Annotated in this window: 15 protein-coding genes and 2 tRNA genes; all 17 read right to left on the bottom strand. The window is 41.8% G+C overall.

Annotated features, from left to right (window positions below; all coding sequences use genetic code 11):
* Window positions 1-16: 16 nt before the first annotated feature.
* The 17 genes from rplL to glgP all read right to left on the bottom strand — a co-directional run bounded on the left by rplL (window position 17) and on the right by glgP (window position 13,728).
* On the bottom strand, window positions 17-406 hold the full coding sequence (rplL, locus tag QOL44_RS04645; protein ID WP_009059028.1) for a 50S ribosomal protein L7/L12: 390 nt from the start codon (window positions 404-406) through the stop codon (window positions 17-19).
* 276 nt (window positions 407-682) lie between these two features.
* Window positions 683-1,219, bottom strand: coding sequence for a 50S ribosomal protein L10 (gene rplJ / locus QOL44_RS04640; protein ID WP_009059030.1), 537 nt, complete (start codon window positions 1,217-1,219; stop codon window positions 683-685).
* A 13-nt stretch (window positions 1,220-1,232) separates the two neighbouring features.
* Complete coding sequence (gene rplA / locus QOL44_RS04635; RefSeq protein WP_009059032.1) at window positions 1,233-1,952, bottom strand: 50S ribosomal protein L1; 720 nt, start codon at window positions 1,950-1,952, stop codon at window positions 1,233-1,235.
* Between the two features lie 24 nt (window positions 1,953-1,976).
* Window positions 1,977-2,402, bottom strand: a complete 426-nt coding sequence (gene rplK, locus QOL44_RS04630; RefSeq protein WP_009059034.1) for a 50S ribosomal protein L11 — start codon at window positions 2,400-2,402, stop codon at window positions 1,977-1,979.
* A 63-nt stretch (window positions 2,403-2,465) separates the two neighbouring features.
* On the bottom strand, window positions 2,466-3,068 hold the full coding sequence (nusG, locus tag QOL44_RS04625) for a transcription termination/antitermination protein NusG (RefSeq protein WP_009059036.1): 603 nt from the start codon (window positions 3,066-3,068) through the stop codon (window positions 2,466-2,468).
* A 56-nt stretch (window positions 3,069-3,124) separates the two neighbouring features.
* On the bottom strand, window positions 3,125-3,427 hold the full coding sequence (locus QOL44_RS04620) for a preprotein translocase subunit SecE (RefSeq protein ID WP_009059038.1): 303 nt from the start codon (window positions 3,425-3,427) through the stop codon (window positions 3,125-3,127).
* Between the two features lie 10 nt (window positions 3,428-3,437).
* Window positions 3,438-3,510: transfer RNA gene (locus tag QOL44_RS04615), tRNA-Trp, on the bottom strand.
* 35 nt (window positions 3,511-3,545) lie between these two features.
* Window positions 3,546-4,730 carry an elongation factor Tu gene (tuf, locus tag QOL44_RS04610; RefSeq protein ID WP_009059040.1) on the bottom strand — a complete coding sequence of 395 codons (1,185 nt, stop codon included), beginning with the start codon at window positions 4,728-4,730 and terminating at the stop codon, window positions 3,546-3,548.
* Window positions 4,731-4,781: 51 nt separating this feature from the next.
* A tRNA-Thr gene (locus QOL44_RS04605) sits at window positions 4,782-4,854 on the bottom strand.
* Between the two features lie 445 nt (window positions 4,855-5,299).
* Window positions 5,300-6,103, bottom strand: a complete 804-nt coding sequence (locus QOL44_RS04600; RefSeq protein ID WP_045086665.1) for a hypothetical protein — start codon at window positions 6,101-6,103, stop codon at window positions 5,300-5,302.
* Window positions 6,104-6,197: 94 nt separating this feature from the next.
* Window positions 6,198-6,395 carry a hypothetical protein gene (locus QOL44_RS04595; RefSeq protein ID WP_045086666.1) on the bottom strand — a complete coding sequence of 66 codons (198 nt, stop codon included), beginning with the start codon at window positions 6,393-6,395 and terminating at the stop codon, window positions 6,198-6,200.
* 777 nt (window positions 6,396-7,172) lie between these two features.
* Window positions 7,173-8,525, bottom strand: a complete 1,353-nt coding sequence (xseA, locus tag QOL44_RS04590) for an exodeoxyribonuclease VII large subunit (protein WP_009059051.1) — start codon at window positions 8,523-8,525, stop codon at window positions 7,173-7,175.
* Between the two features lie 24 nt (window positions 8,526-8,549).
* Window positions 8,550-9,158, bottom strand: a complete 609-nt coding sequence (purN, locus tag QOL44_RS04585) for a phosphoribosylglycinamide formyltransferase (protein WP_009059052.1) — start codon at window positions 9,156-9,158, stop codon at window positions 8,550-8,552.
* A gap of 27 nt (window positions 9,159-9,185) precedes the next feature.
* Window positions 9,186-9,707, bottom strand: coding sequence for an adenylyltransferase/cytidyltransferase family protein (locus QOL44_RS04580; protein ID WP_009059053.1), 522 nt, complete (start codon window positions 9,705-9,707; stop codon window positions 9,186-9,188).
* Between the two features lie 14 nt (window positions 9,708-9,721).
* Window positions 9,722-11,113 carry a class II fumarate hydratase gene (fumC, locus tag QOL44_RS04575; RefSeq protein ID WP_009059054.1) on the bottom strand — a complete coding sequence of 464 codons (1,392 nt, stop codon included), beginning with the start codon at window positions 11,111-11,113 and terminating at the stop codon, window positions 9,722-9,724.
* A gap of 37 nt (window positions 11,114-11,150) precedes the next feature.
* A complete protein-coding gene (locus tag QOL44_RS04570) occupies window positions 11,151-12,002 on the bottom strand; it encodes a PPK2 family polyphosphate kinase (protein WP_009059055.1) in 852 nt (283 codons plus the stop codon).
* A 7-nt stretch (window positions 12,003-12,009) separates the two neighbouring features.
* Window positions 12,010-13,728 (bottom strand): alpha-glucan family phosphorylase, encoded by a 1,719-nt coding sequence (gene glgP / locus QOL44_RS04565; RefSeq protein WP_045086669.1) that lies wholly within the window; start codon window positions 13,726-13,728, stop codon window positions 12,010-12,012.
* Window positions 13,729-13,805 lie beyond the last annotated feature (77 nt).

Genomic DNA, 13,805 nt, shown 5'->3' with positions numbered 1-13,805 from the left:
CACAATGACGCAGTTATTATTTAATTTCGACTTTAGCTCCAGCAGCCTCTATTTTTTTCTTTATCTCTTCAGCTTCCTCTTTTGATACTCCATCTTTTAGAAGTTTTGGAGCCCCTTCGACAAGCGCTTTGGCTTCTGCCAGCCCAAGACCAGCAATCGCTGCCCTTACCTCTTTAATCACGGCAATTTTATTTGGCCCAATCTCTTTCAGATGGACCGCAAAGGTTGTTTTCTCTTCTGCAGGAGCTTCTGCAGCTTGCTGAGCTCCAGTCGGGGCTGCTGCTGCCACTGCTACAGGAGCTGCAGCACTAACCCCCCACTTGGCTTCCAATTTTTTTACTAGCTCAGAAGCTTCCAATATCGTTAGTTTACTTAATTGATCGACAAGCGTATCCAGATCAGCCATTTTATCCTCCTTTCATTCCACCTAGAGACAGGCACCCGCTCTGTCAATTCTCCTTGGAGGGCTCCAAGGCTAGGTGGACATTTCGCCCTCTTCATTTTATGATCCTTTGTCCCTATTTTTCTTGAATATTTTCAAAAAAAATCCTTTACAAAGGATAAACTTTTCTGACATATAAAATCCAAAACTTTTCTCCGTTTTTCTCTTACTTGGAAGAGGTGTCTTTTCCATGGTAAATAAGTTTATTTTCCATTCTCTAAAATAAGACAATGCACGGTTTTAATTTTCCTTCTTTGAATAGATCTCTACCAATCGTGCAAGGGCAGTAGCTGGCTCGTTAAGTAATCTCACCAATCTTACCGCAGGTAATTGAAGAGTCCCAAGAAGTTGTCCCCTTAAAACTTCCAAACTAGGCAACTCCGCTAATTTCAGAAAATCATGCTCACTAATAAGGGCGTTCTCCATGAAAGCACCCTTAACCTTTGGCAGTTGAAACTCAGCAATAAAATTTTTCAAAACTTTGGCCACCCCAGCCACATCTTTAGCTTCCGAAAACAAAATCGCTGTTGGACCTTTCAAAAAGCTCTCTACGATAGCATCATTCTGCTGAGGCATAACCATTTTGGCTTCTTTTAATGCAAGCCTTAGCAATGTGTTTTTCAAAACAAGGCAGCGACAATTGACCGATCTTAGCCTTTTTCTTAATTCAGAAAAAACGGCAACCTTTAGCCCCGTAAAATCAATCAAAACAATCAATGAAGAAGCTTTGACAATTTCGGAAATTTGTTCTTTTAAAGCTATTTTTTCTGTTCTCATAGAAACTTATTCCTTATTTGACTACTGAAGAAGGATCAACATGGATACTTGGCGATTGGCTTAAAGATATGGCCATAGACTGAAAGTATTTGCCTTTAGAGGAATGTGGTTTAGCTTTTGCCACCGCTTCCACAATAGCTTTTATATTGTCTCCCAAGGCCTCATTGGGGAAAGAAGCTTTCCCAGCTACTACATGGAGGTTAGCCGTCTTGTCCACCTTAAATTCAACTTTTCCCTTCCTAAACTCCTTTATAGCGCCAACAACATCTTCTGTGACCGTTCCCGTTCTAGGATTAGGCATGAGCCCTCTTGGTCCAAGAATTTTTCCAAGTTTCCTAACCTCCTGCATCGCATCGGGTGTCGCGATAGCCACATCAAAATCAGTAAATCCCTCTTGCACTTTTTTTATTAGATCCTCATAACCAACATAATCCGCTCCTGCCTCTTTTGCACTTTCAGCCGCACTCCCCTTGGCAAAAACAGCTATTTTCATTGATTTTCCTGATCCATGTGGTAGGCTCACCGTCCCACGAACCATCTGATCACTTTGCTTAGGATCCACCCCTAAATGAAAAGCCACATCTATTGATTCGTCGAATCGTGCTTTAGGCATTTTCTGTAATAGCTCTAATGCCTCAGGCAAAGAATAGGTCCTATTCTTTTCAATTTTCTCAGCAGCCAACCGGTATCTTTTGCTTCTTTTCTTCGCCATGAGTTTCTCCTCCCAATCCATCTTTGATTTTCCATTAATTATCCATTAATCTACAACCTCTATTCCCATATTCCTTGCTGTCCCCTCGATCATTCTCATTGCTGCTTCTTCGGTCGAAGCGTTTAGATCTTTCCATTTGATTTTTACAATATCCTTAATCTGAGCCCGAGTTACTTTTCCCACTTTCGTCCGATTTGGCTCTTTAGAACCACTTGCGATGTTGGCAGCCTTCTTAAGTAATATAGAAGCGGGTGGGGACTTCGTAATGAAAGTAAATGTCTTATCTTTATAGATAGTAATTACCACTGGCAATATGTTTCCCGCCTCCTTCTGAGTTGCCGCATTAAATTCCTTACAAAATGCCATAATATTGACCCCATGCTGTCCTAACGCCGGACCCACCGGAGGAGCAGGATTTGCCTGGCCAGCAGGTATCTGCAACCGAACAATAGCACTCACTTCTTTAGCCATAGTTTTTCCCAATTTTTAAAATGATTCCTTGCAATAGAATGAGCTTTGGATCAAAGATAAATTTTAAGTCGCCTTTTCTACTTGCCAATACTCGAGTTCTACCGGGGTAGAACGCCCAAAAATATTAACAGAAACCCTCAGTTTGCCTCTTTCCAAATCAACTTCTTCAATTACCCCCTCAGAATTCAAAAAGGGCCCATCTCCCACTTTGACTCGATCCCCAACGGAAAAAACAGTTTTGGGTAAAATACTTTCTGTCCTTTCCTGAATTTGCCTCAACATCCCCTCAACTTGTTCCTTAGGCATAGGTAAAGGATTTTCTCCATCCGCAAATCCTATCACGCCAGGAGTATCTCGAATAAAATACCAACAGCGCTCAATTAACTTTCCAGAACTATCCCTTAATTGAATCTGGATAAATACATAGCCTGGATAGAGTTTTCTATTAAGCTCAATTCTTTTCCCCTTTCGTACTTCTGATACTCTTTCTACAGGAATAATTACTTCGCCAACAAGATCCTGCATTTCTTCGGTCTTGATCCTCTTTTCTAAATTTTTTTTAACTTTTTCTTCCTGTCCAGAAAGAACATGTAATGCATACCATTGCATCTTCTGAGATTTTTCAGCAATCTCATCTATTGGCGCATTAGAATATTCCACTTTCATCCTTACTGTACTTTTTTCTCTAATTAGAAGAGATCAAAGACTCCCCCCTATTGCAACTAAAAATGTAGCGTTATTATAAAATGCACTACCCTTACTAATATAAAATCAGCAGAAGTCACTATTGCCGCTAATATAATGGAATATATGGACACAGCCAATGTCGAATCAATCAATTCTTTATATTTTCTTATCCCCTTTTCCTTTGGATCCCATGGCCATGTACACTTTTTTAGCTCAACGATAACCTCTCCAATAAAAGCTCGAATCAATGTCCCCCTTTTTTTCCAGAGCCAGACTAAGAGAGCTGCACTCAAAAAAAGGACAACAATGTTAACAATCTCAATCCAAGAAATAGCCATTTTTATATTACAGGGCAGGAGGGACTCGAACCCCCAACCGACGGTTTTGGAGACCGCTACTCTACCAATTGAGCTACTGCCCTAATTTACTGGTTTTGATCAGTTTTTCAAGCCCCTTTCATTCAATAATTTCAGTCACAACTCCAGCTCCTACCGTCTTTCCTCCTTCACGAATGGCAAAGCGCATTGACTTTTCCATGGCGATCGAAGAAATCAGCTCTACTGTAAATTCAACATTATCCCCTGGCATGACCATCTCCACACCTTCTTTCAATGTAACCGTTCCAGTCACATCGGTTGTCCTGAAGAAAAATTGCGGCCTATAGCCATTGAAAAAGGCGGTATGTCTGCCTCCTTCTTCTTTCTTTAAAACATAGACCTGAGCCTTAAATTTATGATGAGGAGTTATTGTACCAGGCTTAGCAACGACCTGTCCCCTTTCCACATCATCCTTTTTAATGCCTCGAAGCAAGATACCAACATTATCTCCTGCTTCCGCTGTATCCAAAGTCTTCCTAAACATCTCTATGTCCGTCACTACTGTTTTGATCGTTGGCCTAAGCCCCACAATCTCTACTTCTTCCATCCGCTTTAATGTCCCTCTCTCAACTCTACCTGTGACTACGGTACCACGACCCTCAATGTTGAAGACATCTTCGATCGGCATCAAGAAGGGTTGATCTTTAGGTCTTTCTGGAATTGGGATATAATTATCCATCGCTTCGACAAGCTCAAGAATGCTCTTTTCGTATTCAGGATCTCCTTCTAGAGCCTTCAGGGCACTTCCTTTAATAATCGGAATTTTATCTCCAGGAAACCCATATTGAGTCAACAACTCTCTTACTTCGAGCTCGACTAGTTCCAGTAATTCCTTATCATCGACCATATCCACTTTATTAAGAAAAACAACGATATAGGGAACCCCCACTTGCCGGGCTAAAAGGATATGCTCTCTTGTTTGAGGCATCGGACCATCAGCCGCACTTACCACCAAGATCGCTCCATCCATTTGGGCTGCCCCAGTAATCATGTTTTTGATATAATCTGCATGACCGGGACAATCCACATGAGCATAGTGTCTTTTATCCGACTCATATTCAACATGAGCCGTATTGATGGTAATACCACGTTCTTTTTCCTCTGGAGCTTTGTCGATCTGCTCATAAGCCATTTTTTGTGCAAGCCCTTTTTTGGCGAGCACAAATGTTATAGCCGAAGTTAAAGTTGTTTTACCATGATCGACATGACCAATTGTTCCCACATTAATATGGGGTTTTTTTCTTAAAAATGCCTCCTTTGCCATTGACCTTCCCTCTTTTTAGTTCAGTTATTCCTAAGTTATTATTTTTTTACGAGCCCATGACCGGGATTGAACCGGTGACCCCGTCCTTACCAAGGACGTGCTCTACCAACTGAGCTACATGGGCAAAAAACAATATCTTTCCTTTATACTTTTTATTATAACTTTTTATTATAAATCAATCCAATGCGTATTAAAATATATATATACTATATTCCTGATACACTCTTTTGTTTCAATGCATATGAAAAGAGTTAGCAATATAATACAAGAATTTTCTTTTAGTCAAGAACTGTTCCTAAAAACATACTCGAGACCTGCTTACGCCTGATCCAAGTTCGTTCTTTTCGCCTTGGTTTTGCCCCAAGTCCCCTCGATATAGCCAAAGCCATTTCGTTCTCCGTTTGTCTAGCATGGTATTAGCAAGTCAGGAATGGCCAATTTCCTGGCTCTACCACTCGCTCTGCCCCGTTTCCATTGGGTGCGACATGCCAGATCCTGGAGTCTGCCGCTCCAGACCTGTCCCCCTCCTCGGGATTTCAACTGAGCGGTCGCCCATACCGTTGGTAAACCTAACAGGAAGGATCGCATGCAGGCGTTCCTGCGGCATCCACAAGCCTATCTCCGGATCTTCGACCCTTTTCTTGAGGTTGTATACCGCCCACCCTATCCACATAGCTCACATACTTGTAATGTCGGCATGCCAACTTATCCCCTATGCGGTTCTTGGAATGGACATATACCCGCACCAAGGACAAAGCCCAAGAGCTATAGGCCAGGTTGACCTCCTCTCTGGCCGAGAACCTCCCCCCAGGCGCTAGAAATCGATTCGATCCTGAAGCGCACCGGTTCGCATCTGGGGGATGCGCCTGGAAAGCTCTTTGCTTGGCGATTTCCCATAAATGTGTAAATCCTCTAAAGACAATCATAGATGGACTTCGGAGCTTGAGAAGTTTGCGCAGGCTTGTAGTCACCCTGCTTTCTATCTCTGCTGGCACTTTATGGAGTCTCTCTGCTAGCTTTTTCCTTCCTAAATTATTCTTGCCAACGCCCCTTGCTTTTGCTTTGTCTTTTGTCTTCTTACATATGGCATGAAGTTTCTGTCGTTTCCTTCCTTTCTCTGTATACTGCTTAGATAACTTAGCTAATACCTTACCAACCCCTTTCCCATACTTCTTCCCTTTGTCATCGGTGAACGCTTCTGAAAGTCCCATATCGATCCCAACTATTTCCCCATCTAACCGCTTCGGAACTTTTAGGGGTGCTACGTAGGAAATGACCGCCTTCTTTTCCTTTAAAACAAGATAAATCATTCCCCGAATCTTCAACTTCCCGGCTAGGGGAATGACTATCCTTTTCCCATGCTCCAGTCCCATAAGAGAGAGATACTGCCGTCCCTTCTCTTCGAAAGTCCGACACCTCTCTTCATCCTACAGAATAGCTCTAGTTTTCTTCACTCTGGGCGGCTGTCTAACTACCTCTTGCAAGTCTTTGCGGATCCTGAAAAGAATGGCTTTTTTGTCTTTGCATTGTTATGGAAAACTTAGATGCGGCAAGCTCTCTTTGCTGCCATACCGAAGCGATCCGTCGCGGAGAAGTGACTTGCCAATAAGCAAAACGCTTTTCTTCTTCCCTCCATTTTTCCCTCTGATTGATTCTTGGCTTCATCTCTACGGCTAAAGACAGGAGTCATTTTCCAATGGCCTCATAGGCCTCCTTAAGGGCTTGCCTTCCACATCCTTGCCTGTAAGCCCTTTGGGCTTTTATACTGTGCTTTTAGCAGTAGATTCCGCTCTTTGCGTTTGCCCAAGACTTTCCGAGAAGCGGTCTAGTTCGAAATAATAGACAACAAACTGCTCCTTCTCGTAGGAATAGCAAAGGCAAAGATCTTCTAGCATCTGGCACTTTCTCTTGTTAAGCTCCAAGCTTTCTGCTTGGATTGCTTGCCACATCATCTTCCCCGGCTTCATTGGTTTTCATCACGACCTCTGGTCTTTTCTTTTCGTATTGGCGCAAACCGTAAAGAGAGCTTGGGAATGCAGGGAGTGACCCAAGAGAAGATCCTTGGTCATATCTTACCGCTTTGCCTCAAGCCAGACAAAACCTGCAAACGCTTCCCGCTGATTCCTTGAGATCCTCCTTTTGCCCGGCGCTGGCAGACTCTTGCATAAGCGATTGCGCGGTGCTCTCCTTACCTTTTGTCCGATCACCCTCAGATTGGACTGGTGCGTGTAGTACCGCTGGTTCGTCGGTGTTCGTTTTGCAGCCGTTTCCCTTTCCTGTCGCCTTTCGTTGCAGCGTGTATACGCTCCGACCGATCAGCCCGCCAAACTTCTTCGGCGAATAGATGTTCGTCATGCATACTTTTAACTATTTTGGCATCGCAATATCTAGAACTATTCTTTACTCCTAGCAAACTCCTAGCAAACAAAAAACCTTTCTCCTTCAAAGAGGAAGATCTTCCTCTTTGTTTCGAACTGTTTTCTCCACTACTCCTAACAGCTTTCCTTTTGAAAGAACGACAATGACTTTTTCTCCACTGACAACCTTACCAGCATCTTTTAGTAGTTGGCCCTGTTGATCAAAGGCCATTGCATAGCCTCTGTCGAGAACAACCTGAGGGCTAACCGATTCGAGCCTAGCTCCCCAAAGTTTTAATGCCTCTGCAAGACTACGAATATGCTGCATAGGATCGAAGGACTGTAGGCGTAAACGCAATTGAGCTTGTTTTGTTCGTATTCGTTCGACAGCCACCATGGCCGCTTTTTCGAGGGATTGTTCAAGCATATCCACATTTTGCCGAAGCAATCCAACGTATCGGGAGGGTTCGGCAAGACTAGAACTGCTCCTGATTTTTTCTAACCGTTCCTTCCATATTTCAATAAACTGGAGAGAAAACCGATAAATTCTCTGGCGCAAATGCTCAAGCTCTTGCCTCCATTCCTCCCAATCCCTGGATACAATCTCCGCCGCCGCCGAAGGCGTTGGAGCCCTCACATCAGCAACAAAATCAGCGATTGTAAAATCTGTTTCATGCCCGACAGCAGAAACTGTTGGAATCCTACAGCGAAAAAGCGCCCTTGCCACTTGCTCCTCATTAAAGGCCCATAGGTCTTCCAGGCTGCCACCTCCTCTGGCTAGAACCAAAATGTCAACCTCATGAGCTAAACTAAATTCATCTATAGCCCTTGCTATTTCGACAGCCGCTCCATTTCCTTGCACTCTTACATCTCGAACATAAATTCTTATGCCTGGAGCTCTTCGTTGCAAAATTCTGGAAAAATCTTGAATCACTGCTCCTTTTAAAGAGGTTATAATTCCTATTTTTTCTGGAAAAAGAGGGAGCTTTTTTTTCCTAGATAAATCAAAAAGGCCTTCTTGAGAAAGCTTTCGTTTCAATTCCTCGAACTTTTCTAACAGTGATCCAGCCCCTTTTTTCTTAGCTTCTAGCACCCTGAGTTGATACTGCCCTTTTGTCTCGTAAACCGTTAACAACCCCCTGACCACAACAGAAAGACCGTCTTTTAACTCGAATGTAAGCTTCTGGGCGTCACTCCTAAAAAATACAGCATTGATCACAGCAGTTTCATCTTTTAACGTAAAATAACAATGTCCAGAGCTAGGAATTCTTAAGTTGGAAATTTCCCCAAGTACCCAGACTTCTCCAATTTGCCCTTCCAAAAGAAATCGAATTTTTTTTGTCAACTCGCTAACCGTCCAAGGGGCACTGAAGCCATCAAAAAGAGCATTTTGCCTTGCAACATCGCTCTGCCATAGATCCAATTCCGTTTCTTTCATCACTGATTTTAATGGATAGAGATTTTATTTCGCATATTTTTTGATCCAATCCAAGCAGAGATCTTTCAGCACCTTGGGATACAATTCATGCTCAGCTTGTTGTATTCTAGCATGTAAACTTTCTGAGGTATCACCTGGCAGAACAGGAACCTTAGATTGGGCAATGATTTTACCCCCATCCACCTCTTTGCTGACCCAATGAATGGTACAGCCAGTTTCCGTAACGCAAGCCTCTAACGCTGCTTTCCACGCTTCCTTTCCTTTGAAAGCAGGCAACAAAGAAGGATGAATATTTACTGTCCTGCCTTCAAAGGCGTTAAGAAAAGTCTCTTTTAAAACACGCATAAAGCCAGCTAGGACAACTAACTCAGAATGATACTTTTTTAAAATACGAACAAGTTCTTCTTCAATCCATGGCTCAAGCCAAGTTTTGTATTTTCCACGAGGCAACACTGCTGTGGGAATACCCAGCTCGGTAGCTTTTTTTATAATCAAAGCCTCAGGATTGTCCGAAACAACCACACAAATCCTAGCAGGGAGTTCGCCCATGGAGACCGCTTTAGCAATTGATAAAAAATTGCTACCTTTCCCAGAACCAAGCACAGCAATGTTGACTAGCTTAGAATTTGACATGAGAATGCTTGCCTTTCACATTCTTCATTAATCTGCAGACTGGGCTCCTTTTCGTATTCTTTCAACTATTCCCGAAGTCGATCGACCAGGATATAAGGGAACAAATTTGATGAGCGACTGGCATCTCTCTAGAACTTCTTTTTCCTCCTGGTGGATCGTTTGGGAAGAATAGTCTGCACCCTTAACATAAATCACAGGCCTGACCAAAGAAAGAAATGTCGTGGCTCGTGCTTCTGGAAAAATAGTCACAGCATCCACATACTTAAAAGATCCAACGATAGTTGCTCTTTCCCACTCAGAGAAGTAAGGTCTTTCAGCCCCTTTTAATTCTTTTACCGACTGATCCCCATTGATTCCTACCCAAAGAAAATCTCCCAATTTTTTTGCCTCTCTGAGAAGGGTTAAATGTCCAAAATGGAAGAGATCAAAACAACCATTGGTCACGACAATGCTTCTGGCTTCTAGGAACTGACGAAAAGCAACCACTTTATCCATGGGGATAAACCAAAAGCTTGTTTCCATTCCCAATAAAGCACCTCGCGTATTCATGATTGTGTTTTAAATTATTCAATTCCGATCATTTTTTCAGGCTGCACATACCGGTCATATTCCTCTGCAGTCAATATTCCCAATGCAATAGCTGCTGTTTTCAAAGAGCAGTTTTCCTGATATGCTTTTTTGACGATTTTTGCAGCCAAATCATATCCAATTTTAGGCGTCAACACTGTGATAAGCATCAACGAATTATCAACATATTCCTTCAACTTCTTCACATTGACTTGCAAACCCTCGATACAAAATCGTCTAAAGTTCTTACATGCATCAGCTAAAAGACGGATAGACCGAAGGACATTCCATATAATAAGAGGCTTAAAAACATTCAATTCAAAATTCCCCTGGCTTCCCGCTATGGCTACGGCTGTATCATTACCCATGACCTCAATGCAAACCATGGAGAGCGCCTCTGCTTGCGTGGGATTCACCTTGCCAGGCATAATAGAAGAGCCAGGTTCGTTTTCAGGAAGGATTAATTCCGCAAGACCACATCGTGGACCAGATCCCATTAGACGAATATCAGAAGCAATTTTAAACAGAGAGGCAGCAAGTCCTTTAAGAGCCGAACTTAATGCTAGAAGTGGTTCGTGACCAGCCAGATAGGCAAACTTATTTTGAACCGAAAAAAAGGGAAGATTCGTCCATTGGGCTATTTTTTTTGCTACCTCTTCTCCAAAAAGCGGATGCGCATTGATACCGGTGCCTACAGCCGTGCCGCCAATAGCCAATCCATAGACTTTCTCTAAGCTAGATCTTATATGAGAAATACCCATATCAATCTGAAAAACATAACCACTGAATTCTTGTCCAACGGAAATCGGAGTCGCATCCATCAGATGGGTACGACCAATTTTTATAATGTGAAAAAATTCCTTTGATTTCGATTCTATAGCATCCCTTAGCTTAGAAACTTCAGGCAAAAGAAAATTGTGAATTGATAAGGCTGCAGCAATATGCATAGCCGATGGGAAAACATCATTAGAAGACTGGCAGCGGTTCACATCGTCATTAGGGTGTACAGGACTTTTAGATCCAAGAGGAAACCCTGCCAATTCGTTTGCTCGATTGGCAATGACTTCATTGCAATTCATATTTGTTTGAGTGCCACTGCCAGTTTGCCACACGTGAAGTGGAAAATGATCATCCAGCTGACCTTGATAAATTTCATCACAAGCTTTCAGAATCCATTTTTTTTTCTCTTCGGAAAGCAACTTCAATTCGGCATTGGTTAATGCAGCAGCTTTCTTGATCAATGCCAAGGCTCTAATCACCTCAATGGGCATTTTTTCTTGACCAATTGAAAAATGAATCAAGGATCTAGCCGTCTGTGCTCCATAATATTTATCTGAAGGAACATCAATAGTTCCAAGAGAATCTGTTTCTTTTCGGTATTTTACCATAAATTTCCTTTTTATTACTTTTTACAATCGCAAAAGCTTAGTCATAAAATAGAGCTTTTAACTTTTCTTTTTCCTCTTCATTTAATTTGGGATAATCCAATTGTAAGGCTTCCATTTTTTCTACGATTATGCTAGCAGCCAGCAGTTGGCTGTACCACTTATGATCTGCTGGTATAATGTACCAAGGACAGTGTTTGGTAGAAGTCTCAACAAGCAGCTTTTCATAGGCAGAAATATACTCATGCCATTTTTTTCTTTCCATCAGGTCCGAAAAAGATATTTTCCACTGCTTATCATCCCTTTCGATTCTTTCCGCCAATCGCTTATCCTGCTCTTTTTTTGACAAATGAAGAAAAAACTTGATAATCAAGAGTCCGTTTTCTACAAGAAACTGTTCAAAGTGGTTGATGGCTGAAAATCTTTTTTCCCAGAATTTTTCATCAAAAGTCTGTTGAGGAAGCCTTTCTTTTTCGAGAAGTTCTGGATGGACCCTGGTCACCAGAAGTTCTTCATAATAAGATCTATTGAAAATTCCAATGTGACCTTTGGCCGGTAATCTTTTCCAACATCGCCACAAAAAGTCATGTTCTAATTCCTCAACTGTGGGTTTTTTAAAACTATAAACCTCAACACCCTGCGGATTTAATCCAGACAAAACATGTTTAATCAGACTATCCTTCCCCGCACAATCCATTCCTTGTAGAATAATCAGTAAAGAATAGGTATTCCGGGCATAAAATCTATCCTGTAAACTGATCATTTTTTCTATATCTGCACCCAGCTTTGTTAAAGCCTCTTCTTTACTCTTAAAATGCCCTGTATCGGCAGGATCAAAATCCGCTAAAAAGACCTTTTGCCCTTCTTTAATTAGATAAGCAGCCGTATTCATCAGAATTTCAATAATAGGCTTTTATTACATACTGCATGAGCATCCGTTGTGCATTAAAAAAAGAACCGTTAATGGCGATGCAGGAACGCATGATTAATGAATAGGCATCCTTATTCTTATAAAAGAGGGGCATAACTACTTTTTCCAGTTTGTCATAGAGAGCATTAGCATCCCGATCGTTGCTATGGTCATCTTCTATTCCTTCTTTTTTTTGAAAATGATCCATCCCAATAGACCATCCAGTCATCCCCTCAATGCAACCCTCTATCCACCATCCATCCAGAACGCTCAAAGAGGGAACACCGTTGATAGCCGCTTTCATCCCACTCGTTCCAGAAGCTTCCAATGGCGGTAGCGGATTGTTTAACCAGAGATCGACTCCAGCCACAATCCTTTTAGCTAAAGCCAAATCATAATTTTCTAAAAAAACAAGTTTTACTTCAGGACTCAGAGAAGAATGGATAGCATGTATTCTTTGGATAATTTTTTTACCCTCTTCGTCTTTAGGATGCGCCTTGCCTGCAAAGACTAATTGCAGCGGTCCTATTGCTTTTGCAATAGACTTTAGCCGATCAAGATTCGAAAAAATAAGCTCCGGTCTTTTGTATGCGGTCATTCTTCGGGCAAAACCAATTGTAAAATTATCAATCTCCATACCAATGTTTTTCTGTCTATTCACAAAGTCCAACAAATGCCTCTTGTTAATCAAATGGGCTTCCCAAATTTGCTTTAAAGGAATAGCAATAGCATAACGAATACTGAAAATATCCTCTCTCCAGTGAGGAATATGTTTATCAAAAAGTTCCTGAATTGGCTGACTGACCCAAGAGGGGACATGGACCCCATTAGTGATGGCATCTATTTCATAATGAGAGAAGAGCATTCGAGAAACTTCCGAATGTCTTTTAGCAACGCCGTTAATATAATGACTAAGATTTAAAGCTAGATAAGTCATGTTTAAGAAGTCCCCACAACAGAAAATATCCCTGAGCTCCCCATAATAAAAAGGGAAGAAAGGTAAAACCTCTTTTACAAGAGAAAGAGGGAACTTATCATGACCGGAAGCCACCGGTGTATGCGTTGTGAAAACACAAAGGGCTCGAACCGCTTCGATATCCTCCCAAGAAATAGGCTCATGCTTTGTTTCAGATATTTCTCTAAGCAACTCAAGAGTCAAGAGGCTCGAATGGCCTTCATTCATGTGAAATCTGTCTATTTTCTTATAGCCTAAAGCCCGAAGCATCCGTACGCCTCCAATCCCTAAAACAGCCTCTTGACACAATCTATAGCGATCATCTCCACCATATAAAAAACCACTAAGACTTCTATCATAAGGATCGTTTTCTGGAAGATCGGTATCCAAAAAATAAACGGGAACTTTATGCTCATTCTGCTCAATTTCATAGAGCCAACATCGAACCGTCACCACTCTATTTTCCAGTTGAATTGTTACTCGAGGTTGCTGTTCTACAAGAAAATCATCAACAGCCCATTCTACAGGTTCTTCTCTTTGAACTCCCTGCTCATCTATCTTTTGAAAGAAATACCCTTTGCGATAAAGCAGACTAACTCCAACCATGGAAAAGCCGACCGAAGCAGCGGCACTTAATGTGTCTCCAGCCAAAACACCAAGTCCCCCACTATAAGTGGGAATGCGCTCATCAACAGCGATTTCCATTGAAAAATAAGCAATAGTGCGATAGAAAGAATTTTTTAAATGATTCATTTTGGGGGGTATGGCTTCACACCCAGAGGACTATGCTTAGGTTTTTGATTGTATACTGAAGAATAGATAATATCAAG

This window comes from Candidatus Methylacidiphilum fumarolicum (genome assembly GCF_949774925.1).
Lineage (GTDB): Bacteria > Verrucomicrobiota > Verrucomicrobiia > Methylacidiphilales > Methylacidiphilaceae > Methylacidiphilum > Methylacidiphilum fumarolicum.
Note: the sequence above shows the minus strand (reverse complement) of the source record. Positions and strands in the feature narration are given on the sequence as shown.

Excerpts from the sequence above, each read along its gene's own strand:
- rplL (WP_009059028.1), bottom strand. The coding sequence starts at position 406 with ATGGCTGATCTGGATACGCTTGTCGATCAATTAAGTAAACTAACGATA.
- rplJ (WP_009059030.1), bottom strand. The coding sequence starts at position 1,219 with ATGAGAACAGAAAAAATAGCTTTAAAAGAACAAATTTCCGAAATTGTC.
- rplA (WP_009059032.1), bottom strand. The coding sequence starts at position 1,952 with ATGGATTGGGAGGAGAAACTCATGGCGAAGAAAAGAAGCAAAAGATAC.
- rplK (WP_009059034.1), bottom strand. The coding sequence starts at position 2,402 with ATGGCTAAAGAAGTGAGTGCTATTGTTCGGTTGCAGATACCTGCTGGC.
- nusG (WP_009059036.1), bottom strand. The coding sequence starts at position 3,068 with ATGAAAGTGGAATATTCTAATGCGCCAATAGATGAGATTGCTGAAAAA.
- QOL44_RS04620 (WP_009059038.1), bottom strand. The coding sequence starts at position 3,427 with ATGGCTATTTCTTGGATTGAGATTGTTAACATTGTTGTCCTTTTTTTG.
- tuf (WP_009059040.1), bottom strand. The coding sequence starts at position 4,730 with ATGGCAAAGGAGGCATTTTTAAGAAAAAAACCCCATATTAATGTGGGA.
- QOL44_RS04600 (WP_045086665.1), bottom strand. The coding sequence starts at position 6,103 with ATGGGACTGGAGCATGGGAAAAGGATAGTCATTCCCCTAGCCGGGAAG.
- QOL44_RS04595 (WP_045086666.1), bottom strand. The coding sequence starts at position 6,395 with ATGAAGCCAAGAATCAATCAGAGGGAAAAATGGAGGGAAGAAGAAAAG.
- xseA (WP_009059051.1), bottom strand. The coding sequence starts at position 8,525 with ATGAAAGAAACGGAATTGGATCTATGGCAGAGCGATGTTGCAAGGCAA.
- purN (WP_009059052.1), bottom strand. The coding sequence starts at position 9,158 with ATGTCAAATTCTAAGCTAGTCAACATTGCTGTGCTTGGTTCTGGGAAA.
- QOL44_RS04580 (WP_009059053.1), bottom strand. The coding sequence starts at position 9,707 with ATGAATACGCGAGGTGCTTTATTGGGAATGGAAACAAGCTTTTGGTTT.
- fumC (WP_009059054.1), bottom strand. The coding sequence starts at position 11,113 with ATGGTAAAATACCGAAAAGAAACAGATTCTCTTGGAACTATTGATGTT.
- QOL44_RS04570 (WP_009059055.1), bottom strand. The coding sequence starts at position 12,002 with ATGAATACGGCTGCTTATCTAATTAAAGAAGGGCAAAAGGTCTTTTTA.
- glgP (WP_045086669.1), bottom strand. The coding sequence starts at position 13,728 with ATGAATCATTTAAAAAATTCTTTCTATCGCACTATTGCTTATTTTTCA.